The sequence below is a fragment of the Ferrimonas sp. SCSIO 43195 genome, from assembly GCF_023716685.1.
GTDB classification, from domain to species: domain Bacteria; phylum Pseudomonadota; class Gammaproteobacteria; order Enterobacterales; family Shewanellaceae; genus Ferrimonas; species Ferrimonas kyonanensis.
This window is the reverse complement of the sequence record NZ_CP072679.1, coordinates 2,497,771-2,519,979: the sequence shown is the minus strand read 5'-3', so window position 1 is coordinate 2,519,979 and position 22,209 is coordinate 2,497,771. Positions and strand designations below refer to the sequence as shown.

General features: G+C 59.5%; 19 protein-coding genes. 7 read left to right on the top strand and 12 right to left on the bottom strand.

The window, feature by feature from the left end:
- Positions 1-489 precede the first annotated feature (489 nt).
- Positions 490-2,520, bottom strand: coding sequence for an alkyl/aryl-sulfatase (locus J8Z22_RS11870; RefSeq protein ID WP_252006548.1), 2,031 nt, complete (start codon positions 2,518-2,520; stop codon positions 490-492).
- Positions 2,521-2,731: 211 nt separating this feature from the next.
- Between J8Z22_RS11870 and J8Z22_RS11860 the strand changes: the two genes are divergently transcribed.
- Together J8Z22_RS11860 and J8Z22_RS11855 are read left to right on the top strand one after the other, a co-directional pair.
- Complete coding sequence (locus J8Z22_RS11860) at positions 2,732-3,562, top strand: LysR family transcriptional regulator (protein ID WP_305881800.1); 831 nt, start codon at positions 2,732-2,734, stop codon at positions 3,560-3,562.
- A 150-nt stretch (positions 3,563-3,712) separates the two neighbouring features.
- A complete protein-coding gene (locus tag J8Z22_RS11855; RefSeq protein WP_252006547.1) occupies positions 3,713-4,522 on the top strand; it encodes a ceramidase domain-containing protein in 810 nt (269 codons plus the stop codon).
- A gap of 34 nt (positions 4,523-4,556) precedes the next feature.
- Here the strand turns inward: J8Z22_RS11855 and J8Z22_RS11850 are convergent, their stop codons facing one another.
- The 4 genes from J8Z22_RS11850 to potA are packed head-to-tail and all read right to left on the bottom strand — an operon-like array spanning position 4,557 to position 8,373.
- On the bottom strand, positions 4,557-5,600 hold the full coding sequence (locus J8Z22_RS11850; protein ID WP_252006546.1) for an extracellular solute-binding protein: 1,044 nt from the start codon (positions 5,598-5,600) through the stop codon (positions 4,557-4,559).
- 53 nt (positions 5,601-5,653) lie between these two features.
- Entirely contained in the window at positions 5,654-6,424 is a 771-nt protein-coding gene (potC, locus tag J8Z22_RS11845) for a spermidine/putrescine ABC transporter permease PotC (protein WP_028114861.1), read from the bottom strand.
- The gene (gene potB, locus J8Z22_RS11840; RefSeq protein ID WP_028114860.1) at positions 6,417-7,277 is read right to left on the bottom strand and encodes a spermidine/putrescine ABC transporter permease PotB; all 861 of its coding nucleotides are present in this window, start codon (positions 7,275-7,277) and stop codon (positions 6,417-6,419) included. Before potB ends, potC begins: the two co-directional genes overlap by 8 nt.
- Entirely contained in the window at positions 7,264-8,373 is a 1,110-nt protein-coding gene (potA, locus tag J8Z22_RS11835; protein ID WP_028114859.1) for a spermidine/putrescine ABC transporter ATP-binding protein PotA, read from the bottom strand. Before potA ends, potB begins: the two co-directional genes overlap by 14 nt.
- A gap of 361 nt (positions 8,374-8,734) precedes the next feature.
- Here potA and J8Z22_RS11830 point away from each other — a divergent pair, with 361 nt between their 5' ends.
- From J8Z22_RS11830 to J8Z22_RS11820, 3 genes are read left to right on the top strand one after another with little or no spacing between them, the layout of a single operon-like run.
- Positions 8,735-9,526, top strand: coding sequence for a hypothetical protein (locus J8Z22_RS11830; RefSeq protein WP_156897145.1), 792 nt, complete (start codon positions 8,735-8,737; stop codon positions 9,524-9,526).
- A gap of 17 nt (positions 9,527-9,543) precedes the next feature.
- Positions 9,544-10,326: a glucosaminidase domain-containing protein gene (locus tag J8Z22_RS11825; protein WP_035416426.1), complete on the top strand. Its 783-nt coding sequence runs from the start codon at positions 9,544-9,546 to the stop codon at positions 10,324-10,326.
- Positions 10,327-10,965, top strand: coding sequence for a DUF2987 domain-containing protein (locus J8Z22_RS11820; protein ID WP_252006545.1), 639 nt, complete (start codon positions 10,327-10,329; stop codon positions 10,963-10,965).
- Between the two features lie 62 nt (positions 10,966-11,027).
- Here the strand turns inward: J8Z22_RS11820 and J8Z22_RS11815 are convergent, their stop codons facing one another.
- The 7 genes from J8Z22_RS11815 to J8Z22_RS11785 are packed head-to-tail and all read right to left on the bottom strand — an operon-like array spanning position 11,028 to position 19,445.
- Complete coding sequence (locus J8Z22_RS11815; protein WP_252006544.1) at positions 11,028-12,173, bottom strand: acyl-CoA dehydrogenase family protein; 1,146 nt, start codon at positions 12,171-12,173, stop codon at positions 11,028-11,030.
- Positions 12,174-12,175: 2 nt separating this feature from the next.
- A complete protein-coding gene (locus J8Z22_RS11810; RefSeq protein ID WP_252006543.1) occupies positions 12,176-13,006 on the bottom strand; it encodes an NAD(P)-dependent oxidoreductase in 831 nt (276 codons plus the stop codon).
- Between the two features lie 9 nt (positions 13,007-13,015).
- Positions 13,016-14,968 (bottom strand): acetyl-CoA carboxylase biotin carboxylase subunit, encoded by a 1,953-nt coding sequence (locus tag J8Z22_RS11805; protein WP_305881799.1) that lies wholly within the window; start codon positions 14,966-14,968, stop codon positions 13,016-13,018.
- Positions 14,968-15,789, bottom strand: coding sequence for an enoyl-CoA hydratase/isomerase family protein (locus tag J8Z22_RS11800; protein WP_252006541.1), 822 nt, complete (start codon positions 15,787-15,789; stop codon positions 14,968-14,970). The genes J8Z22_RS11805 and J8Z22_RS11800 overlap by 1 nt, the downstream gene beginning before the upstream one ends.
- Positions 15,790-15,796: 7 nt before the next feature.
- Positions 15,797-16,951, bottom strand: a complete 1,155-nt coding sequence (locus tag J8Z22_RS11795; protein WP_252010477.1) for an acyl-CoA dehydrogenase family protein — start codon at positions 16,949-16,951, stop codon at positions 15,797-15,799.
- Positions 16,952-16,965: 14 nt separating this feature from the next.
- Entirely contained in the window at positions 16,966-18,567 is a 1,602-nt protein-coding gene (locus J8Z22_RS11790; RefSeq protein ID WP_252006540.1) for an acyl-CoA carboxylase subunit beta, read from the bottom strand.
- Between the two features lie 2 nt (positions 18,568-18,569).
- A complete protein-coding gene (locus J8Z22_RS11785; protein WP_028114849.1) occupies positions 18,570-19,445 on the bottom strand; it encodes an SDR family oxidoreductase in 876 nt (291 codons plus the stop codon).
- Between the two features lie 203 nt (positions 19,446-19,648).
- Here J8Z22_RS11785 and J8Z22_RS11780 point away from each other — a divergent pair, with 203 nt between their 5' ends.
- Positions 19,649-20,257: a TetR/AcrR family transcriptional regulator gene (locus J8Z22_RS11780; protein ID WP_035416425.1), complete on the top strand. Its 609-nt coding sequence runs from the start codon at positions 19,649-19,651 to the stop codon at positions 20,255-20,257.
- A 164-nt stretch (positions 20,258-20,421) separates the two neighbouring features.
- Positions 20,422-22,185: an acyl-CoA dehydrogenase C-terminal domain-containing protein gene (locus J8Z22_RS11775; protein WP_252006539.1), complete on the top strand. Its 1,764-nt coding sequence runs from the start codon at positions 20,422-20,424 to the stop codon at positions 22,183-22,185.
- Positions 22,186-22,209: the final 24 nt, after the last annotated feature.

Below are 22,209 nucleotides of genomic sequence, written 5' to 3'. Positions count from 1 at the left end.
TGACTCGCGTCGATGCTGTTGATGGAGCAGTCAGCAGGGTTCACAGCTGGGTACCACGGTGCGGTTTTTTTTACGGGGAGGGATCATGAATCGATGCGGACAATGCCGGCAATTTACCAGAATGCCGGAACATCAACGAGATCAGTGCGGAGCCTGGGAGCAACCGACAACGGCGACGCGATTGGCGTGTGACTTTTTTAGTCCGAAGAAGGGATTGCGCCGCGATGATCAGCCCAAACCCTAAGGGGCACGATGGCAGCCAGAGCATGGTTTTAGGCTAAGTCCATGTCGATAACCTGGAAGGGCGCCTCGATTGTGGATTGAGTCGCCGCAACTTCGCCGGCATGGGTTTGAGGTTGTGCCCGCAACAGAACTTCACCACCAGGCTGCGGGCGTCATCGCGGCAATGAACCGTGGACTGAATTAGCCAGAGCCGCGCCTAGACACGGAAAAAGGTCGCCCTGGAGCGACCTTTTCTGTTGGTACCAATCAGTGCTGGTGTGAGTGCTGAGCGGTGCTCTGGCTCTGGCTAGGGACAATGGAAAATGCCGAATCCGCCTTGGTCAGGGAGCGCTGCAATTTGACCAGCACACTCTGATCACCGGTTAACTGAGCGTTGCCGCTTTCGAGCAACTGAGTGGCCTTGGCCTGCCCCAGGTTGATGCGGTCGATGTCGGCCTTGTTGATGGTCAGGGTGGCATCGGCTTTCCTGGGCTCGGTGACCTGGATGTTGTTGAGGTTGCCGTTACTCATCTCTACGAAGTAGGTCTCTTTAATGTCGGGCAGGACCACAGACAGGGTAAAGCTGTTGTGCTGTGCGACCGAGGCATCCACCTGCACCGCCAGGTAGTCCAGCATCATGCCCATGTCCATCTCGCTGACCACGTCGGCAGAGTTGGCCTTAAGCACCGTCTTCTGGATGCCGTTGCGCAGTTCATAGGCGCCGCTGAGGTAGACGTTACGCCAGCCGGCGGCCTCGCTCTGGTAACCAAGCTGCTCGTAGGTATCGGCCAGCAGGTCACGGCCGGGCTTGAAGTCCGGGTTGGCGGTTACCACCTTGTTGAGGACGGTGGCCACGAAGTGGTACTCGCCCTTGTCGAAGTCGGCTTTGGCCTTGGTCAGAATCGCTTCTTCGCCACCCATGTACTCCACAAACTTGCTGGCTTCTTCGCCGCTGGGCAGAGGGTTGAGGTTGGCCGGGTTCATATCGAAGTACCCCAGATACAGGTTGTACACCGCACGGGCATTGTGGCTGTAGGTGCCGTGATAGCCGTTGGTGTGCCACGCCTTCTGAATGCTGTCGGGAATGATCTTCTGGATCTCCCAGCCGATGTCCTGCATCACCACGCCGTTGTTGGCCAGGCGCAGGGATTGGTTGTGAACAAATCCGTAGTTGTCCCGCTGCAGCTTGAGGAAAGTGTTGATCGCCTCATTGCCCCAGATGGGGGCGGAGTGGGCGGTAAACAGCACCTTGGCATCGCCGCCAAACTCGTTGATCACCTTGTTGATGGTCTTGGACCACAACAGGGCATCGCGCACCTTGGCGCCACGCAGGGTGTAGACGTTGTGCATCCCTTTGTAAGTCAGCTCTGCCCCCCAGATGGCGTTCATCTCTGGGATGTAGGCCACCGACTCCGAGGTGGCCTCGGTGCCGGAGGCGTCCATGAAGATGAACTCGACGCCGTCGATGTCCCAGGACTCGATGCTGGCCGTGTGGTTGGTTTCCGTGGGCTTCACATAGCTGAGCTCACCCTTGGTGACCGCGTTGGAAAGGGCGGCGTCGACGATGCCGGTTTCGCCGATTGGCAGTACGGTACCGTATTGGTAGGAGACCCGGCGGGACATGGCGTTGCCGGCCAGCACGTTCTCATCGACGATCTCCTTGGTGATGTTCTTCGAGCCGTAGGCTTTGACGTCGGGGAACAGTTTCTGAATCCCGCGGGCACCGCCGAAGTGGTCGCCGTGGGAGTGGGAGTAGACCATGGCGACCACCGGCAGGTTGCCACCCTCGGGCAAGTTGTTCAGGGCGAAACGCAGCGAGGCTTCGGCGGCCATGGGGGTGGTCAAAGGATCCAGCACAATCCAGCCGCTGTCACTGCGGATCAGGCTCATATTGGCCAGATCGGTGCCGCGCACCTGATAGATGCGATCGGTCACGCGGTAGAGGCCGGCCGCTTCGTGGTTTACCTGGCCCTGGCGCCACAGCGAGGGGTTAACCGTATCCGGGGTGTCTCCTTCCAGGAACCGGTAGTCGTTCCAGATGATGGCGGCGGTTTCTTGGTCGAACTCGGCGATCAGGCCCTTGCGGGTCTCCTCAAAGCCCTTGTTGTTGGCGAAATCCAGCTGCTTGGCAAATTGGCGGTTGGCGTCGATGGTGGCCTGGGTGGCGGGCTTGCCCTGGTAGCTAAACGTGGAGGTCAGGGCGTGTTCGTCTTTGCCCGCACCATGGCCGTGTTGATCGGCCATTAGGGGAGTGCTGATGCTGATCACCACCGACAGTGCAATAATGGATTTTTTCATAATCACCTCAAAGTCATCGCTCATTTGAAGACCAACGGCCATCGCTACATCTTTGCTCCGAGGCAGAGTTCGCCTGGGGACCCCTTGGGGGCCGTCGGAGTCTTCGCTGGCGTCGTTGACGGGATGAGTTCAGTATTAGATAAGTCATACTGGTGATAAATGGGCGCCAGCTGATAAAATACATAAGCACAGCTTATGTTGGGAGGCGTCGATGGATCTGAATCTGCTTAATACCTTTACCCTGGTGTACCGGCTGAACTCCTACACCAAGGCAGCCGGGCAGCTGGGGATCAGCCAGGCGGCGGTGAGCATGCGCATCAAGCAACTGGAGCAGGGCATCGGCCAGCCACTGTTTGTGCGTAAGGGGCGCTCTATCGAAGCCACCGCCCATGCCAACTACATGGCCACCAAGCTGGAACCGGCGTTCGGCTTGATTGATGAGGCGCTGTTTAAGGTGCAGCACAAGGTGTATGCGCCGGACCTGTACGCGTACGATCTGGCCCACGAGGATGTCGATGTGTCCATTCCGCCGGATGAGCAGCAGCAACTGTTTGACGACATACGAAACCGCCAGGTGGATCTGGTGCTGGATCTGGTGACCATCAACGACGCCAGCGTGGTAAACGAGCTGTTGGTGGAAGAGCAGGTCAGGGTGGCGGTGCGCCAGGATCATCCCAGAATTGGCGATGCCCTCACTGAAACGCAGTTCTATGGCGAACGCCATGTGGCGGTGACGACCCGCAGGCATAAGCAGGACATTTTTACCCTGTTGTGTGAGCAACCCAGGCCTCGCACCATCGCCCACAGGGCCAGCTCCTATGCGTCCCAGCTGGCCTATGTGGCGAACTCCGATGCCATTGCGGTGACGCCAAAACGGTTGCAGTCGATGGCGGTTCGGCTGGGCGTCAAGTTGCTGTCATTCCCAATGCCGATGAAAAGCGCCCCCATCTCCATGCTGTATCACCGTTCGCTGCAGTCCAACCCGGATCATAAGGCATTAAGAGCCAGGGTCAGGCAGGCGCTGACTTCAGGTGACGATTGACAGTAGCCTGATCCTGAGTCGTGGCCTGCCAGAGTCAGCGTCGATTGCTTGTGCTTCGGGTGGCAGTTTTCAGCGTCCGAGACGGCCCATGGTCGTAGCGGAACGTCCTATACTCTCTGAGTCTGTGGTCTGGTCAGCCGGAGAGCGAGGATGGCCCAACCGAAACTGGATTACCCTGGCGACCGAGTAAGGTTTAGTTGGCGACACGCCGTGCTGCTCGGCATTGTGTTTGGGCCTCTTGGCGCGCTATTGACCCAGGCTCCCATCGCTCAGAGCCTGGCCTACCATTCGTTTGCCGATGTTAGAACCCTGCTTGGGGTGGCCAACGGGCTCAATGTATTGTCCAGCCTGCCGTTCCTGATCGTTGGAATCCTGGGCCTGCGTTATTGCCTGCGGACACCATCCGGTCCAGCTCACCCGCCCTGGTGGGGGCTTTTTGCGGGGGTAGCCCTGGTAGGGCTGACTTCGGCCTATTATCACCTCAACCCTTCCAACGCTACTCTGGTGTGGGATCGGCTGTCGATGACCATTGGCTTTATGGCGCTGTTCATCGCCCTGACCAGTGAATACCTGGCGAGCCGGCTTATTCCGAAGTTGCTGGGTCCGGCGTTGCTGTTGGGGGCGGCCACTGTGGCGTACTGGCATTGGCGCGATGATCTGAGGCTCTATATCTGGGTGCAACTGCTGCCGCTGTTGACCATTCCTGTGCTGATGATGCTGTTTTCAAGCGGCTACTCCCATCAGGGGGTGTTGGTCCTGGCATGGGGTTGCTACCTGGTGGCCAAGGTGGCCGAACTCTACGATGAGGCGATTTTTTCCAGTACTCAGGGCGTTGTCAGTGGCCACACCTTGAAACACCTGTTCGCCGCAATGGGGTGTTACCTCATTTTGCGGATGTTGCAGACGAGGCGGCGTTTGAGTCGGCGGGATAGGTTGCGGCCACAAAAAACGCCGCTGTAAAAGCGGCGTTGTCTTTGTGCGAAGTGCGAGCGGCTTAGTTGCCGGTGCGCAGCATCTGCCAGTACTTGTCGTACAGGCGAACGGCATCGCCGACATCAGACTGGAATTCACCGGCTTCAATCACTTCCGCAGGTGGGAAGATGATGGGGTTGTTGGCAAACTCCGGATCCAACATCTCCTTGGCGGTCTTATTCGGGGTCGGGTAGCCCACCTCTTCGCATACCTTGGCGGCCACATCCGGGCGCAGCAGGAAGTCGATCAGCTTATGGGCGGCGTCGACGTTTTCAGCCCCGGCAGGAATGGCGATGTTGTCCATCCAGAAGATGGCACCCTCTTTGGGGTAGATCATGGTGATGGCCGGATCGTTCTTGTTGGCTTCAAAGGCGGAGCCGTTCCAGATCATACCCAGGGGCACTTCACCGGCCATGTAGGGCAGGGAAGGGGTGTCGGAGTTAAACACCAGCGCGTTTGGCATCAGCTTTTTCAGCAGTTTGTACGCTTCTTTGATTTGCGCTTCGTCGGTGGAGTTGGCCGAGTAGCCCAGAATCCGCAGCGCCATGTGGAACACTTCCCGCTGGTCGTTCATCAGCATCAGCTGACCCTTCCATTTCGGGTTCCACAGATCCTTCCAGCTGTTGATGCTGTCGGCGTCGACAAAATCGGTGTTGATGCCGATGCCGGTGGCGCCCCAGATATAGGGAATGGAGTACTGGTTGTTGGGATCGTAGGCCTTATTCAACATCACCGGATCCAGATGCTTGAAGTTGGGCAGTTTGCTGTGATCGATGGGCTGAAGCAGGCCTTCATCGCGCATCTTGGCAACGAAGTAGGTGGAGGGAACCACCAGGTCATAGCCCTTGGCGCCGGTGAGCTTCAGCTTGGCGTGCATCGCTTCGTTGGAGTCGTAGGTGGTGTAGATCACCTTGATGCCGGTTTCCTGTTCAAATTCGTGCAACAGGCCTTCCGGCATGTATTCGGACCAGTTGTAGAAGTAGACGACGTCGCTGGCCGCGTGGGCGGTCAGGCTGCACAGACCAATCAGCGCGGCTGAGGCGGTTTTTGCCAGAGTGCGGAGCATGGCGGTGGATTCCTTGTTCATTGATTCAAAGCAAGTATGACTCAAGCCGAAGCTTAAGCCGATTTTCGTTTCAGGATCAGCTGGGCCAGTGCCACCATCAGCAGCGACAACACCAGCATCAACGCCGCCAGAGCATTGACTTCAGGCGACACGCCCACTTTGACCATGGAGTAGATCTTCAGGGGCAGAATTTCATAGCCGGGACCGGTCACAAACGAGCTGATGATCACATCATCCAGTGACAGGGTAAAGCTGAGCAACCAGCCGGCAAAAATGGCCGGGGTGGCCAGCGGCAGGATGATCTTTTTAAAGATTCGCCACTCGCTGGCGCCCAGATCCCGTGCGGCCTCCAGAATGGCGTTGTCGAAGCCTTTTAGCCGGGCGTACACGGTCACCACCACAAACGGCAGGCAGAAGGTGATGTGGGCAAATAGCAGCGACCAGAATCCCAGTGCCATTCCCAGGCTGACAAACAGGGCCAGCAGTGACACCGCCATCACGATGTCTGGAGAGGTCATGACCACGAACAGCATGCCGTTGAGGGCAATCTTGCCTTTGAAGCGGTAGCGGAACAGCGCCACGGCGGTCAGGGTACCGATGATGGTGGCCAGGGACGCCGACAGCACCGCTATGGTCAGCGAGTGCGAGGCAGCCTGCATCAGGCCGGCGTTGTTGAGCAGGGCGTCGTACCACTTGGTGGTGAAGCCGGTCCACTTGATGCCGTATTTATGAGCATTGAAGGAGTTGGCCACCAGCACCGCAATGGGCAGGTACAGGTAGCTGAACAGCAGCCCCAAAAAGCCCCATTTCAGAAACTTAGACATCGAACTCCTCCTTACGGCGCAGCATCTGGCTGACCCGGTGGTAGAGGAACAGCATCATCGCCATCATGATCAGCAGGGCCACGCTCAGGGCGCCGCCGAACGGCCAGTTTTGTGCCACCAGAATCTGGTCTTTGATCAGGTTACCGATCAATGGGTTTTTGGCGCCTTCCAGCAGGTCGGCAATGTAGAACATGCCCATGGCCGGCAGAAACACCATCAGGCTGCCGGCAATCATGCCCGGCAGGGTCAGGGGCAGTACGATGGTTCTGAAGGTGCGCAGTTTACTGGCGCCGAGATCCCGGGCCGCTTCCAGGTAGGAGGTGGGCAGCTTCTCGATGCTGGAGAACAGCGGCAGAATCATAAACGGCAGCAGGATATAGACCATGCCGATGAGCACCGCACTCTGGGTGTACATCAGCCGGATGGGCGTATCGATGAGGCCAAGCTCCATCAGGCCCCAGTTCATCACACCGCGAGTGCCGAGGATAATCTTGATGGCGTAGGTGCGGATCAGTGAGTTGGTCCAGAACGGCACGATCACCAGGAACAGCAGCACGCCCCGCACCTTGGGCGGAAACTGGGCGATAAACCAGGCGGCGGGGTAGCCGATCAGCAAACACAACAGGGTGGTGATGGCGGCCAGGTAGACGGAGTAGCCCACCACCTTGGCGTACATGGGGTCGATCAGCTGGGCGTAGTTGTCGAAGGTGAACTGAAACTTCACCAGATCGTGGACATCGGACACCAGGAAACTGCTGATCAGCACCATCAGGTTGGGCACCAGCACGAAGGTCACCAGCCACAGGCTGATGAGTCCGATGGAGAACCACTGAAAGGTTTTAGTCGCCTTCATAGGGCAGTACCACCTCCCAGCTCGGCACCCAGGACACTTCCACACGTTGGCCCAGGCTGTGGTCCACGTCCGGATCGTCCTCGTTGAAGAACTCAGACACCTGGATCTGTTGGCCATTATCCAGGGTGATCACCGAGTCCAGGGTCATGCCTTTATAGGTACGCTCGGTAACGGTTCCGGTGAGCAGATCGCTGGGCTGGTTGGCAACGATCTCGGTCAGGCGCAGATCTTCCGGGCGCAGCAACACATTGATCATGGTGGCGGGTGTCAGCGGCTCGGTGCTGTATACCGGGTAGCGTTTTCCGCTGATGTCGCACAGGAAATGACGCTCATCGATGGCTTCGATTACCTTGGCGGCAAACAGGTTCGATTCGCCGATGAATTCCGCCACAAACCGGCTATTGGGGGTTTCGTAGATCTCTTTCGGGGTGCCGGATTGCACCACCTTGCCGTCGCGCATCACCTTGATGCGGTCGGACATCGACAGCGCCTCTTCCTGATCGTGGGTGACGAAGATAAAGGTGATGCCCAGCTTGCGCTGCAACTGTTTCAGTTCGATCTGCATCTGTTTGCGCAGTTTGTAATCCAGCGCCGACAGGCTCTCGTCCAGCAGCAATACCTTGGGGCGGTTGACCACCGCGCGGGCGATGGCGATCCGTTGTTGTTGGCCGCCACTGAGTTGATCTGGCTTACGCTTGGCCATGGCATCCAGCTGCACCATTTTCAGCGCTTCGATCACCCGTTGCTTGATCTCGGGCTCCGGCACTTTCTGGGTCCGCAACCCAAAGGCGACGTTATCGAACACCGTCATATGCGGAAACAGGGCGTAACTCTGGAACACGGTATTAACGTGGCGCTGCTCGGCGCCAATCTGGGTGACGTCCTGCCCATTGATGAACAGGGTACCGGCGCTGCACTCTTCAAGGCCGGCAATCAGCCTGAGCACCGTGGTTTTACCGCAGCCGGACGGGCCGAGCAGGGTGACGAATTCGCCATCATTGATGTTCAGATCCAGATTCTGGATAACGGTCTTATCACCATAGCTTTTGGTGACGTTATTGAGGCGGACTATGGTCTCTTGAGTGGAGTGACTCATTGGCGGTTCCAGTTCAAGGCAGCGGGCTCGGGCTACGGGCATTAAATAACAGGCGGCGAATTCTAGTGCTTGTTAGGCAAAACGCCAAGCATTAACTGCCTATTCTAAAACCGTAATTCTATCGCACGTGAGTCAAGCTGTGGCCTGGATCACGTTTTGCCTCAGGTGCGGGATGTTTCGGGTGCTAAGGGGTGAAAATCCGGTGCAATCGGCTCGACAGCCAACAGCAATTTTAGTCAACAACCGCCGCCATTTCCGATAATCAGGTTTGCGGCCTGGTTCACAAGTTTGGGGCCAGCTGAAAAGCCGGGTATAATGGCAGCTAACTTTAATGTTTTTAGCGAGCTACGCCCGTTTTTACATGCAAAAATTGAATTTGATCGCCGTTCTGACCGAGACCTTCCGATTGATCCGTCAGGACGTGAAGCCGTTGTTGTTTGCCACCCTGGCCAGTGGCATCGCCATGGCGGCAGCAACCTTCCTGTGTTACACCGTCATCGATACCGTGTTGGGCATGCCGGTGACCTTTAGCCTCAGCGAGCCTTCCGACGGCTTTATGGTATTGCAGTTGATGATGGTGATCATGACCGCGCCCATTGAAGCGGGCTTGGCCTACATCGGTCTGCAACGGGCGCTGGATCGTCCGGTCAGCGCTCGTACCATGTTGGAGGTGGTGCCACTAACGGCGCCGCTGCTGCTGATCAGCCTCATCACCGGTTTTGTGTCTCAGCTGGGCTTCGCCTTGCTGTTCGTGTTGGGCGTCGGCTTGCTGGTAGTCCTGAGTCAGGCCAACCTGTACTTTTTGGTGCATCGCACCAACCCGCTTAAGAGCATCGTCGACAGTGCCAAGGTGATGGTGAAACAGTTGTTGCCTCTGTGTGGCGCCTACCTGGTTGGCCTCATCGGGTTGATGTTGGCGTTCTGGCCCATGGCCATGGTGATTGCCAGCCATGCCCAGAAGCAACCTGTGGATGGCAGCACCGAGATGATTGCCGCCACCGTCACTCTGGCCGCCCTGTGTTGGGTCATTCCGTTCTTTTTCCAGCTTAAAGGGGTGGTGTACAAGCACCTGTTTGTGACCCCGGAAACCCTGAGCAGCGACGAAGCCAGCCCACCGGAACCGGGCGCCGGCAACGGCCGTTTCGAAGCCTGATGATCAGGAGGATCCTCATGAGACCCTTAGCAGGAATTATCATCGCCCTGGGGCTGGTGGCCTCGGGCGTGTTGCTGGTTCAGGTGATGCTGGACCAGCCTTCACACCGCCAGTCCGGCTTGCCGATTCAGCCCAATGCGTCGTTGAACCAACTGCCGGATTTCGCCGAAATCGCCGATGTGAAGGAGAAGAAGAAGGCCTTCTTCAGTTACTTACGGCCTGAGATCGAGCAGGTCAATCAACGCATCGCGTCCCAGCGTCAATTTTTGTTGCAACTGCAGAGTAAGCTGCAGCAGGGCCGCACGGTTGGCCGGGCCGAGATGAATCAGGCCGATCAAATTGCCCGTGAGTACGGCTACGACCTGCGCCAACTGTCTTTGGAGACCCTGGAGCCGCTGCTTAAGCGGGTGGATACTCTGCCGGTGGAAATGGTGCTGGTCCAGGCCGCCAACGAAACCGGTTGGGGCAGTTCCCGTTTTGCCCGTGATGGCCTGAACTTTTTTGGCCAGTGGTGCTTTAAGGCCGGCTGCGGCCTGGTGCCTCTGAGCCGGGACAGCGGTCGCAACCACGAGGTGGCCAAGTTTGACAGCGTCGGTGCCTCGGTGGCGTCCTACGTTAAGAACCTTAACTCCAACCCCGCCTATCAGGAGTTGAGGGACATCCGCTTTGATCTCCGGCAGCAACAGATGGACGTGACCGCCGCGGCACTGATTCCGGGGCTGATTCGCTACTCCGAACGCAAAGAAGCTTACATCGATGAGCTGTTGCAGATGTTAGAAACCAACCAACGGTATATGTAAATGAAAACACTCACAGGGATGTTGTTGGCCGCGTCACTGGCGTTGCCATTCTCTGCTTCGGCACTGACGCTGGACTACAAGGGCTTCTACGACCGAATGGACAAGTTGTATGAGCCGGACGTCAACCGCATGAAGCTGGTGTTCTATTTTAATCATCGTCAGAAGCATCGCCCTTGCCGCATCGACGATGGCGCCATTCTCAGCCATGGCAAACGGCTGCCGTTGCTGGTCGGTGACGATCAGCAGTTGCTGTTGCCATTTGACCGCAGCCTGCGCGAGAGCAGTGCCGTGATTCGGGTGGAGCTGGAAAACGACAACCAGTGCGATTTTGCCATGCAGCTGCAGGCGGAGGTGTTGGATAAGCGCCGTTACCTGGTCGAGGATGTGGCGGACATTCAGTTGCAGATGAACACCTTGATGCGGGCGTATGCCGGTGTTGGGTTTGGTTGGCTGCAGCCGGAGGTGAAGGGGGTCACTTTCACTCTGGCGCCGGCGTCAAAGGCGCAGTTTTCCACCCCCGGCAGCCAGCCGTTGCCGGTGGATGAGAAGGGCCGGTTAACGTTAACGGTGGATGAGTTCCCTGCCGGGGCGGAGCTGGTGTTCAGCCAGGCTCCTCACAGCATCTCGCCGATGATGTAGTTCGGGTCGAGCTGTCAGCATCAAAAACGGGGCCGTAAGGCCCCGTTTTTGATGGCGCCTTGTCATGACGCCAACAGGCTCTTGGCGATGATCTCATTCATGATCTCCCGAGTACCGCCGCCAATGGACAGAATGCGACTGTCCCGGTACAGCCGCTCGACCAACGACTCGCTCATGTAACCCATACCGCCAAAGATCTGCACCGCCTCGTGGGTAATGAAGTCACTGGTATCGGTGGCCAGATTTTTGGCCATCGACATCTCCATGACCACCGATTCCCCCTGATTTAGCCTGGACGCGGTGTGATACAGCATCTGCCTGCTGGCGGCCAGGCGGGTGGCCATCTCCGCCAGCTTATGGCGAATCACCTGGTGGCCCGCCAGCGGCTGGCCAAAGGTGTGCCGTTGGCGCACGTAAGACAGGCAGGCGTCCAGCGCCAGCTCTGAGGTGACGTTGGCCATCACCGCCAGACTCATACGCTCCTTCTGGAAATTGGACATGATGATGGGGAATCCGCGGTTTTCCTGGCCAATCAGGTTGGCCACCGGTACCCGGCAGTCGTCAAAAAACAGCTCGGCGGTGTCGCTGGCGTGCCAGCCCATCTTGTCCAGCTTGTGGCCACGGCCGAAGCCGGGGCTGTCCGCCTCCACCAGCAGCAGACTGATGCCGTGATGACCGACCGGGCCGGTGCGCACTGCCACGGTCACCAGGTCGGCGCGGCTGCCGCTGGTAATGAAGGTTTTGCTGCCGTTGATGCGGTAATGGTCGCCGTCGCGAACCGCGGTGGTATGCAGGTTAGCGACGTCACTGCCGCCTTCGGGCTCGGTGATCGCCAAGGCGGCGATTTTATCGCCGCAGAGAACCGCTGGAATCACCCGTTGCTTGAGCGCGTCCGAGCCGAAGTTGACCACCGGCGGCAGGCCGATGTTGTGAGACAACAGGCTGGCAAACAGGCCGCCAGAGCCGCAGCGCATCAGGGCTTCGCTCATGGCGATCAAGGCAAACAGATCACAGGGCGTGCCGCCGTACTGCTCGGGGTAATCCAGCCCCAGCAATCCGACTGCGCCGGCTTTGCGGTACAGCGAGCGGGGAAAGCCGCGCTGGCGTTCCCACTGGTCGATATTCGGCGCCACCTCTTGCTCGACAAACCGGGTCGCAGTGTGTCGAATCATCTGCGACAGTTCATCAAAGTAGGGAGACCTACCCATGATTACTCCTCGACGAACAGATCGGTAAAGAAGCGGGTGGTCCCTGGTACGTAGGCGTACTGGTCAAACTGGGTCTGGCCCATGCGTCGTAAAATCTGCTCATCGATAAGCAGTTCGCCGCTGAGCTGGTTACCGGTGTGGCTGACGATGGCGTGGGCGGCGTCGGCCATGATGTCGGTGGTGCGGCTGACCGGAAACAGTTTTTCACCGCCGGCTTCAAACTTGACTGCATCGGTAGCGATGGTGGTTTTCGGCCACAGTGAATTGACGGCGATGCCGCGGTCGCGAAACTCCTCGGCCATTCCCAGAGTCAGCATCGACATGCCGTACTTGGTGGTGGTGTAGGGGCCATAATCCTTAAACCACTTGGGATCCAGGTTGAGGGGCGGTGACAGGTTGAGAATGTGGGCGTTGTCGGACTTGCACAGCAGCGGCAGCAGGGTCTGGCTGCACAACATCACCGCCCGGTTGTTGACCTGATACATCAGGTCGTAGCGCTTAACCGGGGTGTGTTCGACGCCGGTGAGCCGTATGGCGCCGGCGTTGTTGATCAGTATGTCCAGCTTGCCGAATTTCGCTTCTACCGCTTTGGCCATCTCGGTGACCGAGGCCTGGTCGCGCACATCCAGCTTTACTGGCAGCGCTTCAACCCCTAAGGCTTCGACCTCGTCGGCGACACTGTGGATGGTGCCCGGCAGTTTGGGGTGGGCGGTATCGGATTTGGCGGCGATGACCACGTTGGCACCGTGACTGGCCAGCTTTAACGCCATGGCCCGGCCGATGCCTCGGCTGGCACCGGTAATGACGGCGGTTCTTCCCTGTAGGTTGTTCATACTTGCTCCTTAGTCGGCTATGGCAACCAGCAGTTGCCGGGCGGTTACCTGTTGCCCTTCCTTGACCTGAAGCTGCGCGACTCTGCCGCAGCGATCGGCCTTGAGGGGCATCTCCATTTTCATTGCTTCCATCATCAGCAGAGTTTGCCCCTGGGTGACTTCATCGCCCAGGTTGACGTGGACAGTCTGAACGCAGCCATCCATCAGGGCTCGTATTTCGCCGTCGCCTTGTTGCGGGCCGCTGCGACGACGCCGATGACTGATGGATTCAACATGAACCTGTTGGCCGTGAAAATCCAGCCACAGCTGATGGCTCTGGCAAACGGCGACAATCCACAGGCCGACGCCGTCGACCTCCACCAGGGTGCGGTGGTGCTGTTGGCGAACTACCCGGCAGCGGTGCTGCCAGTCTTCAGACGCTATCTGCAGGGCATCGGCTTCGGCGCTCAGGGTCAGGGTACAGCGGTGATCTGCCACAGTCAGGGTGTACTGGGACGCCGGCGAAGATCCGTGTCGAAGTGGCGCAAGGGCCGGGCGGTTGTCGCTGGCGCTCCACAGCAGGGTGGCGGCAATGGCCCACAGCCGTGAGGGCGGTGGGCCGGGCCTGAGGCTGGGGTGGTCGCTAAACTGGTCGGCGATAAAGCTGGTGTTGGCCTGGCCGCTGCTAAAGGTTGGGTGGCACAGCAGCGCCGACAAAAATTGGCGATTGTTGGCCACGCCCAGCAGGGGCGAGTCCAGCAGGGCTCGATTCAATCGGCGCACTGCGGTGGCACGATCCGGTGCCCAGGCGATCAGTTTCGCCAGCATCGGGTCATAATGGCTGCCGATGGTTTGGCCTTCGTCGATGCCGGCGTCAATGCGAATGCCCTCGGCCTGACAGGGCTGCCACAGCCTGACGATGCCGGTCTGGGGGCGGAACTGTTGGGATGGGTCTTCGGCGTACAGGCGGGCTTCGATGGCGTGACCCTGTATTCGAACCTGATCCTGAGTCAGCGCCAGCGGCTCGCCCGCGGCAATGCGAAGTTGCCATTCCACCAGATCGAGGCCGGTGATCATCTCGGTCACCGGGTGCTCCACCTGCAGGCGAGTGTTCATCTCCAGAAAATAGAAATGGTCGTCGCGGTCCAGCAGAAACTCTACCGTGCCGGCGCCTTGGTATTGACAGCTTTGGGCGGCCAGGATCGCCGCCTGACCCATGCGCCGGCGCAGTTCAGGTGAGACCGCCGGTGAGGGCGCTTCCTCCAGCACCTTCTGGTGTCGACGCTGCACCGAACAATCCCGCTCGGCCAGGTGGATGCAGTGGCCGTCGGCGTCGGCCAGAATCTGAAACTCGATATGACGGGGCGCGATCAGCGCCTTTTCCAGTATCAGTTCGTCGCTGCCGAAGCCGTGCAGGGCTTCGGAGCGGGCGCTGGCAATCTGCTGAGCCAGATCCGACTCGTGGTGAACCAGTCGCATGCCGCGGCCGCCGCCACCGGCGGCGGCTTTGACCATCACCGGCAGACCAATCTGCCGGGCTTCTTCCATCAGTCGTTGGTCACTCTGATCCTGGCCCTGGTAGCCGGGAATGCAGGGTACGCCCGCGTCCAGCATCGCCAGCTTGGCCAGGCGTTTGTTGCCCATCATCTCGATGGCGTCGGCGCCGGGGCCGATGAACGTCAGCTGCTGCTGAACGCACTGGCGGGCGAAATCGGCGTTTTCAGACAGGAAGCCGTAGCCGGGGTGGACAGCGTCGGCGCCACTGTGGCGGGCCGCATCCAGCAAGGCTTGGGGGTTGAGGTAGCTGCTTTGGACGTCGGCGGCGCCGATGCAGATCGCCTCGTCTGCCAGTGCCACGTGAGGGGCGTGGGCATCGGATTCGGAATAGACAGCCACCGTTTGGTAACCCTGCTGGCGTGCGCCGTGAATTAGACGGACTGCGATCTCGCCCCGGTTGGCAATCAGTACTTTGTGAAAACTCATCACACCTCCAACGGCTCGTCGGCCCAGCGGGGCCGACGTTTCTGAGTAAAGGCTTGGGTGCCTTCCCGGCCTTCGTGGCCACACACCGCCGCGGCAAACTGGCGAGCTCCGAGGTCCAGCAGTGGTTTGCGGGGTAACTGGTCGGCATTGAGCAGCAGTGCCTTGGTGACGGCATTGGCAGCCGGTGCGCAGCGGTTTAGTTCCGCCAGTATGTGGTTGCGTTGCTGGATAAGGTCGTCGTCATCGACGGCAAGCTGCTGCACCAATCCCATTGCCAGGGCGGCCGAGGCCTCGATCCGCCGGGCCAACAGCGCCAAGGGGCGGGCACGGGTCAGGCCGATGCGGTCGACCACAAAGGGAGCAATCTGCGCCGGAGGGATTCCCAGGCTGGTTTCTGGCATCCCCAGCCGGCTGTTTTGATGGGCGATGGTCAGATCGCTGACGCACACCAGCCCGAGTCCGCCACCGAGCACGCCGCCGTGGGTCAGCACCAGAATAAACTGCGGTGCCTGGTTGAGCTCCATCAGCAACTGTCCATAGGCGCGGTTAAGGCGCTCAAACGTGGCTTGGTCGTCGCCATTGGCGCCACGCTGGCCGGCCGCGGCCATCTCTTTCAGATCGCCGCCGGCGCAGAAATGATCGCCCTGGCCCTGAATCACAATGGCACGGCACTGGCGGTCATCCCGCACCGAGTGCAGCGCCTGGCGCAGTTCGCTCACCATGGCCAGGTTCATGGCATTGCCGCACTCCGGCCGATTCAGGGTCAATTGCAGCACCCCTTGCGCCAGGCGGGTTCGAACGGCTTGCTGGTTACTCGCCATGGTCGAATTACCCCCGTTTGGGCAGGATGCCCATCTTCTTGCAGATGATCCCCAGCACCACTTCGTCGGCGCCGCCGCCAATGGAGCACAGGCGCTGGTCCCGGTAGGCTCGGGATACCGGGTTGTCCCACATGAACCCCATGCCGCCCCAGTACTGCAGACAGCTGTCGGTGATCTCCCGGCACAAACGGCCGCCTTTGAGCTTGGCCATGGAGGCCAGGGTGGTGACGTCCTCGCCCTGGATGTAACTGCTGGTGGCCTGATAGACCAGGGCCCGCAGGCACTCCAGTTCGGTTTGAAGTTCCGCCAGCCGGAAATGCACCACCTGGTTGTCCAGCACCGATTGACCGAAGGCGCTGCGTTCGCGGGTGTAATCGATGGTCTGAGTGATGCAGTTCTCCAGCGACTTGATGCACATGGCGGCGCCAAACAGCCGTTCCTCCTGAAACTGCAGCATCTGCATGGTGAAGCCGGCACCCTCCTGGCCGATGCAGTAGGCCTGAGGAACGCGAACGTCATCAAAAAAGATCTGCGCGGTGTCGGAGCTGCGCATGCCCAGTTTATCGAGCTTGTCGGAAAAGCTGATCCCCGGGGTGTTGGTGGGCACGATGATCAGCGATTTGTTTTTGTGGACGGCGTCGTCGGAGGTGTTGGCCAGCAGACAGATGAAGTCGGCCTGGGTGGCGTTGGTGATCCACATCTTGCTGCCATTGATGACGTAGTCATCGCCGTCCTTTCGCGCCTGAGTCTTAATGGCGGCGACGTCGGAGCCGGCTCCGGGTTCACTGACCCCAATGGCGGCCACCATCTCGCCGGCGATGGCCGGGGTCAGAAATTGATCCCGCAGGGCATCGCTGCCAAAGCGCGCCAGGGCCGGGGTCGCCATGTCGGTCTGAACGCCGATGGACAGGGGCACGCCACCACAATGGGCGGCGCCGATCTCCTCGGCGAAGGCAATTTGATAGCTGTAATCCAGGCCCAGGCCGCCAAAGGCTTGCGGCTTGGTGATCCCCAGCAGCCCCAACTGGCCGAGTTTTTTGAATACGGTCTTGGCGGGGTAGTGGCCTTGTCGTTCCCATTGATCCACATAGGGGTTGATTTCGGTATCGACGAACTGGCGAACTGTCTGGCGAAGTTGTTGATGTTCTTGGGTAAACATTATGAGCTCCTGGGGGATCAAAATCGGCTGACACCAAAATGGCCGGGTTTAACTGGGCGGTCGGCCTGCAGGCAAACGTCCAGCAGCAGCGCCAGTAAGCGGCGGCTGTCGCGAGGGTCGATCATGCCGTCGTCCCACAAGCGGGCGGTGCAGGCCAGCGGCGACGAGGTGGCTTCCATCATCGCCTCGGTGCGCTGTTGCAGCGCGTCCAGCTGGGCTTCATCCAGCTGTTCGGTTCGACGCATTTTGGCTTCGGCGACGATCCTGAGCACCTGACCCGCCTGGGAAGGCCCCATCACCGCGGTGCGGCTGTTGGGCCAGGCAAAAATGAAGCGAGGGTCGAAGCCTCGGCCGCACATGGCGTAGTTGCCGGCGCCATAGGAGCCGCCCACCAGCAGGCTCAGCTTAGGCACTCGGGCATTGGCCACCGCCTGGATCAGCTTGGAACCGTGTTTGATGATGCCGCCCCGTTCCGATTCGGTGCCCACCATAAAGCCGGTGGTGTTGTGAAAAAACAGCAGCGGTAAGCCGCTCTGTTCACACAGTTGAATAAACTGGGCGGCTTTGTTGGCGCCTCTGTGGGTAATGGGGCCGTTATTGCCAATCAGGCCACAGCGGTGGCCATTGATGCTGAGGTGGCCGCACACGGTTTGACGGTCGAAGTTGGCTTTAAAATCAACAAACCGTGAATCGTCGGCGATGCGGGCGATCAGTTCGCGCACGTCGTAGCCGGTCTTAGGGTCGGCAGGCACCAGGTTCAGCAGTTCCTCCACGTCGTGGCGGGGAGGCAACCCTTGTGAATTGGGCGTCGGTGTCGGCGGGCTAATCTGGGCCATCAGCTGCCGGGCCTGTTCGATGGCGTCGGTGTCGTCGTCCGCCAGGTACTCGCCACTGCCGACGTCTTCGATGTGCATCTCGGCCCCGCCAAGCTGTTCATCGGTGGCGATTTCGCCGGTGGCCGCCTTGAGCAGGGGCGGGCCGGCCAGGTACATGCTGGCCTGGCGTTTTACCATGATGACGTAATCGGACAGTCCGGGCTGATAGGCACCGCCGGCAGTGGCGCTGCCGTGCACTACGGTGATCTGCACGATGCCCGCCGCCGACAGCCGGGCCTGGTTGGCAAAAGCCCGACCGCCTTCGCAGAAGGTTTCGGCGGCGTAATTAAGGTTGGCGCCGCCGCTTTGGGCCAGGGTGACTATGGGTAATCGATTTTCCAGGGCGATCTGCTGCACCCTGAGTTTTTTCTTCAGCCCCATGGGCGAAATGGTGCCGCCTTTGATGGCGCAGTTGTCCACCACCACCAGGCAGCGAACACCGGCGACGTAACCCAGGCCAGCGATGCAGCCGCCCCCGGCACCGCTGCCGTCTTTGTCGTCGTCCATCTGGTAGCCGGCCAGGCTCGACAGCTCAATAAAGGCCTCGCCCGGATCCAGCAGTCGGCTCAGCCGCTGCCGTGGCAGCAGCTGCCCCCGTCGGGCAAAAGTGTCGGCGGCGCGGTTGGCGGTGTCTTCGACAAAGGCTTCCACCTGACGGAACCGGTCGATGGCCGATTGCATTGCCTCGCGGTTGCGCAGGCCTTCGGCGCTGTGAGGGTCAAATTGGGATTCGATCACGGCCATGGCTACTCTCCGGTACTGAGCACGTCGGGCAGGGTGGCCCGGTGAAAGCCCTGATAGCTGGTGCTGTTGCTGGCACTCTGCTGGTGGATCGGCCAGGTGGCCGCCCCTTGAGAGGCGGCGCCATCGACTCGCAGGGTGGCTCCGGAGATAAACCCGGCGCCGTCGCTGAGCAGGAACACGATAGCGGCACTGATCTCAGATTCCGTGGCCATCCGCTTCAGGGGCACCGCTTGTTTAAGTTTGGGGATCAGCGATCGCATGGGTTCGTCGTAGGTGTCCATGCCGCTGGACGCGACCCAGCCTGGTGCCACCGCATTAACCCGCACGCCGTAGCGGCCCCATTCCCAGGCCGAGGTTTTGGTGAGGTTATCCATCCCAGCCCGGGCGGCGCCGGAGTGACCCATGCCGGGCATCCCGCCCCAGTTGTCGGCGGTGATGTTGACGATGGCGCCGCCGTGGGCCTTCATCGATTGATTGAACACCTCCCTGGCCATCAGGAACCCGCCAACCAGGTTGGTGCGAACCACGGTTTCGAAGCCTTTCTGGTTGATCTGTTCCAGTGGGGCGGGGTATTGGCCGCCGGCGTTATTCACCAGGCCGTGGATTGGACCGTGCTTGCTGACCAGCAAACCGATGGCGTCGATCACCGCCGCTTCATCGCGTATGTCCAACGCCAGCACATCGGCCAGGCCGCCGTCTTCGATGATCTCTTCCTGCACCGTCAGCAGTTTTTCAATCTTGCGGCCGATCAATACCACGGTAGCGCCCAGCGCTGCCAGTTCGTGGGCGCAGCAGCGACCGATGCCACTGCCGCCGCCGGTGACAATGAGGGTTTTGTTGGCCATCAGGCCTTCGGTAAACACGGAACGGTAGGCCATTGCACACTCCTGTTGTGTCCGGTTGGTCTGGGGTGAGTCAACCGTAGTCTGCCCATGAAAACTGTGTTAAATTTAACCTAACCTAGCAAGCGCTTGGTTTGCAACCTTAGGTTGGCATTTCTCGTCTATTCAGCAAAAGGGCAAACAGTGATAGCATCGGCGCCTGGCAACGATTTAAGCGCATCAGAACTCGGGAGAACGTTTTGCTTGAAACAGTAGAACAACAACTAATCGATGACGGTATTCTCGCGGATCCCAGCAGTCCCCGTGGCCGGCTGCTGGGCCAGGCGGCCCGGCTGTTCCGGGAAAAGGGCTATCAGAGCACCACGGTGCGCGATCTCGCCAGTGCGGTCGGCATCCTGTCCGGCAGCATTTTTCATCACTACAAGAACAAAGACGCCATCCTCAAGGCCGTCATGCTGGAGGGCATTCATTTTTCCATGGGGCGGATGCGCACCCAACTGGCGGCGGCGCCGACCACCATCGATAAGTTGCGGGCGCTGATCGCCTGCGAGCTCGATTCCATGAATGGCGACAAGGGCGATGCCATGGCGGTAGTGATTAACGAGTGGCGTTTTCTGTCCGACGTTGGTCAGGCTGACATCCTGGCGCTGCGAGAGGCCTACGAGAAGATGTGGATCGATGTCCTCGAGCAGGCAAAAAACGAGAGCCTGATCTCGGCACCGCCCCAGGTTCTGCGTAAACTGCTGTACGGTTCGATCACCTGGACTGACAAATGGTTTCGCGCCGGCGATCCCTTGTCCTACGAGCAGTTGACTGACGAAATTCTGCACCTGGCCATCAAAGCCTGACACGGTCTCGCCGTTTGCCCAGGTCGTCGCGCTGGCTGCCTGGGCGGGTTTTCGTATTGCCGTCGATGCGCTTGAGAGCGATTCACCTTGAATTCCTCCCCATAATCTCTGAAACTAAACGGGTGTTTTAAATTTACGTTTAGATTCTTCATCAGGAAGTGACCATGCAATATAACGCCCCGCTTACAGAGATGCAGTTTTTGCTCAAGGATGTGTTTCGGGCTTCAGAGGTGTGGCAATCCGTGCCAGCACTGGCTGAGGCCATCGATATGGATACCGCTGCCGCGATTCTGGAAGAGGGTGCCAAGATCACCCAGACTCTGATTGCGCCGCTCAATCGCAGCGGTGATGAGGAGGGGGTGCGGTTTGATCAGGGCCAGGTGATCACGCCCCAAGGGTACAAACAGGCGTACACCACCTATGCAGAATCCGGTTGGGTCGGGCTGTCCGGTGACCCGGAATACGGCGGCATGGGGATGCCGAAGATGCTGGGGGTGCTGTTCGATGAGATGGTCTACAGTGCGTCCAACGCCTTTGCCCTGTATGGTTCCCTGACCGCTGGCGCGGCGCTGTGCATCGCCGCCCACGGCAGTGAAGAGTTAAAACAGACCTACCTGCCCAAGCTGTACAGCGGTGAGTGGAGCGGGGCCATGGACATGACCGAGCCTCAATCCGGTTCCGATCTGAGTCAGCTGCGCACCAAGGCCGTGGCTCAGGAGGATGGCAGCTATCGCCTGACCGGCTCTAAGATCTTCATCACCGGTGGCGATCACGACCTTACCGATAACGTGGTCCACCTGGTGCTGGCCAAGTTGCCGGATGCGCCCGGTGGCAGCCGAGGCATCTCCTTGTTCCTGGTGCCCAAAAATCGCGTCAATGACGATGGCAGTGTCGGCGACAACAACGGCGTGACCTGTGGGGCGGTGGAGCACAAGATGGGCATCAAAGCCTCGGCCACCTGCGTGATCAATTTCGATGACGCTCAAGGTTACCTTGTGGGCAAGGTCAACCGGGGCCTGGTGGCGATGTTTACCATGATGAATTACGAGCGATTGTCCATCGGCATTCAAGGCCTGGGCTGTTCGGAAGCGGCCTATCAGTTGGCCGCCAATTACGCCAAGGAGCGCAAGCAGGGTAAGGGCAGTGGCCGTGGTCTGGGTGGCGAAGCCGATCCCATCGTGGTGCACGGCGACGTTCGTCGAATGCTGCTTGAGATTGCCGCGATGACCGAAGCCGGCCGGGCTTTGTCGGTGTACACCGGCATGCAATTGGATCTGGCCAAACACGGCGACGGCGAGGTGCAGAAGCGCGCCGCCGACCAGGTGGCGATGTTGACGCCCCTGGTTAAGGCCTTCTTTACCGACAAAGGACTGGAGTCTACGGTTCATGCCCAGCAAGTGTTTGGCGGTCACGGCTACATTCGTGAGTGGGGGGTGGAGCAGCTGGTTCGAGACGTTCGCATTGCCCAGATCTACGAAGGCACCAATGGCATTCAGGCCCTGACGCTGGTCGGCCGTAAGGTGGTGGCGGATCGCGGCGCCGGCTTGCTGGCGCTGAAGCAGCAGATCGAGCAGGAGCTGAGCGAACTCGGTGCCGCCTGGCAGCCACAGCTGCAGCAATTGCTGGCGCTGTTTGACGCCTTGCTGGAAAAGGCGCAGGAACTGGCAAACAGCAGCACCAAGGCCGATGCCATCAACAGTGCCGCCACCGATTATCTGCACGCCTGCGGCCATGCCATCTATGGCTGGATGTGGCTGAAAATGGTGTCTGCGGCGGAGCAGGGCGACTACGAGCCGGCGTTTGTGGAGCGTAAGGCGATGCTGGCGCGGTACTTCTTCGAGCGGCAACTGCCTAAGGCCCACTACCACCTGCAGATCATCAACCAGGATCCGTCGGCCATCATGTCGATGCCAAACGAGTGGTTCTGAAGACAGTGACAGACATTAACGGGG

Bases quoted from the DNA above. Each gene is read 5' to 3' on its own strand.
- J8Z22_RS11870 (WP_252006548.1), bottom strand. From the start codon at position 2,520: ATGAAAAAATCCATTATTGCACTGTCGGTGGTGATCAGCATCAGCACT.
- J8Z22_RS11860 (WP_305881800.1), top strand. From the start codon at position 2,732: ATGGATCTGAATCTGCTTAATACCTTTACCCTGGTGTACCGGCTGAAC.
- J8Z22_RS11855 (WP_252006547.1), top strand. From the start codon at position 3,713: ATGGCCCAACCGAAACTGGATTACCCTGGCGACCGAGTAAGGTTTAGT.
- J8Z22_RS11850 (WP_252006546.1), bottom strand. From the start codon at position 5,600: ATGCTCCGCACTCTGGCAAAAACCGCCTCAGCCGCGCTGATTGGTCTG.
- potC (WP_028114861.1), bottom strand. From the start codon at position 6,424: ATGTCTAAGTTTCTGAAATGGGGCTTTTTGGGGCTGCTGTTCAGCTAC.
- potB (WP_028114860.1), bottom strand. From the start codon at position 7,277: ATGAAGGCGACTAAAACCTTTCAGTGGTTCTCCATCGGACTCATCAGC.
- potA (WP_028114859.1), bottom strand. From the start codon at position 8,373: ATGAGTCACTCCACTCAAGAGACCATAGTCCGCCTCAATAACGTCACC.
- J8Z22_RS11830 (WP_156897145.1), top strand. From the start codon at position 8,735: ATGCAAAAATTGAATTTGATCGCCGTTCTGACCGAGACCTTCCGATTG.
- J8Z22_RS11825 (WP_035416426.1), top strand. From the start codon at position 9,544: ATGAGACCCTTAGCAGGAATTATCATCGCCCTGGGGCTGGTGGCCTCG.
- J8Z22_RS11820 (WP_252006545.1), top strand. From the start codon at position 10,327: ATGAAAACACTCACAGGGATGTTGTTGGCCGCGTCACTGGCGTTGCCA.
- J8Z22_RS11815 (WP_252006544.1), bottom strand. From the start codon at position 12,173: ATGGGTAGGTCTCCCTACTTTGATGAACTGTCGCAGATGATTCGACAC.
- J8Z22_RS11810 (WP_252006543.1), bottom strand. From the start codon at position 13,006: ATGAACAACCTACAGGGAAGAACCGCCGTCATTACCGGTGCCAGCCGA.
- J8Z22_RS11805 (WP_305881799.1), bottom strand. From the start codon at position 14,968: ATGAGTTTTCACAAAGTACTGATTGCCAACCGGGGCGAGATCGCAGTC.
- J8Z22_RS11800 (WP_252006541.1), bottom strand. From the start codon at position 15,789: ATGGCGAGTAACCAGCAAGCCGTTCGAACCCGCCTGGCGCAAGGGGTG.
- J8Z22_RS11790 (WP_252006540.1), bottom strand. From the start codon at position 18,567: ATGGCCGTGATCGAATCCCAATTTGACCCTCACAGCGCCGAAGGCCTG.
- J8Z22_RS11785 (WP_028114849.1), bottom strand. From the start codon at position 19,445: ATGGCCTACCGTTCCGTGTTTACCGAAGGCCTGATGGCCAACAAAACC.
- J8Z22_RS11775 (WP_252006539.1), top strand. From the start codon at position 20,422: ATGCAATATAACGCCCCGCTTACAGAGATGCAGTTTTTGCTCAAGGAT.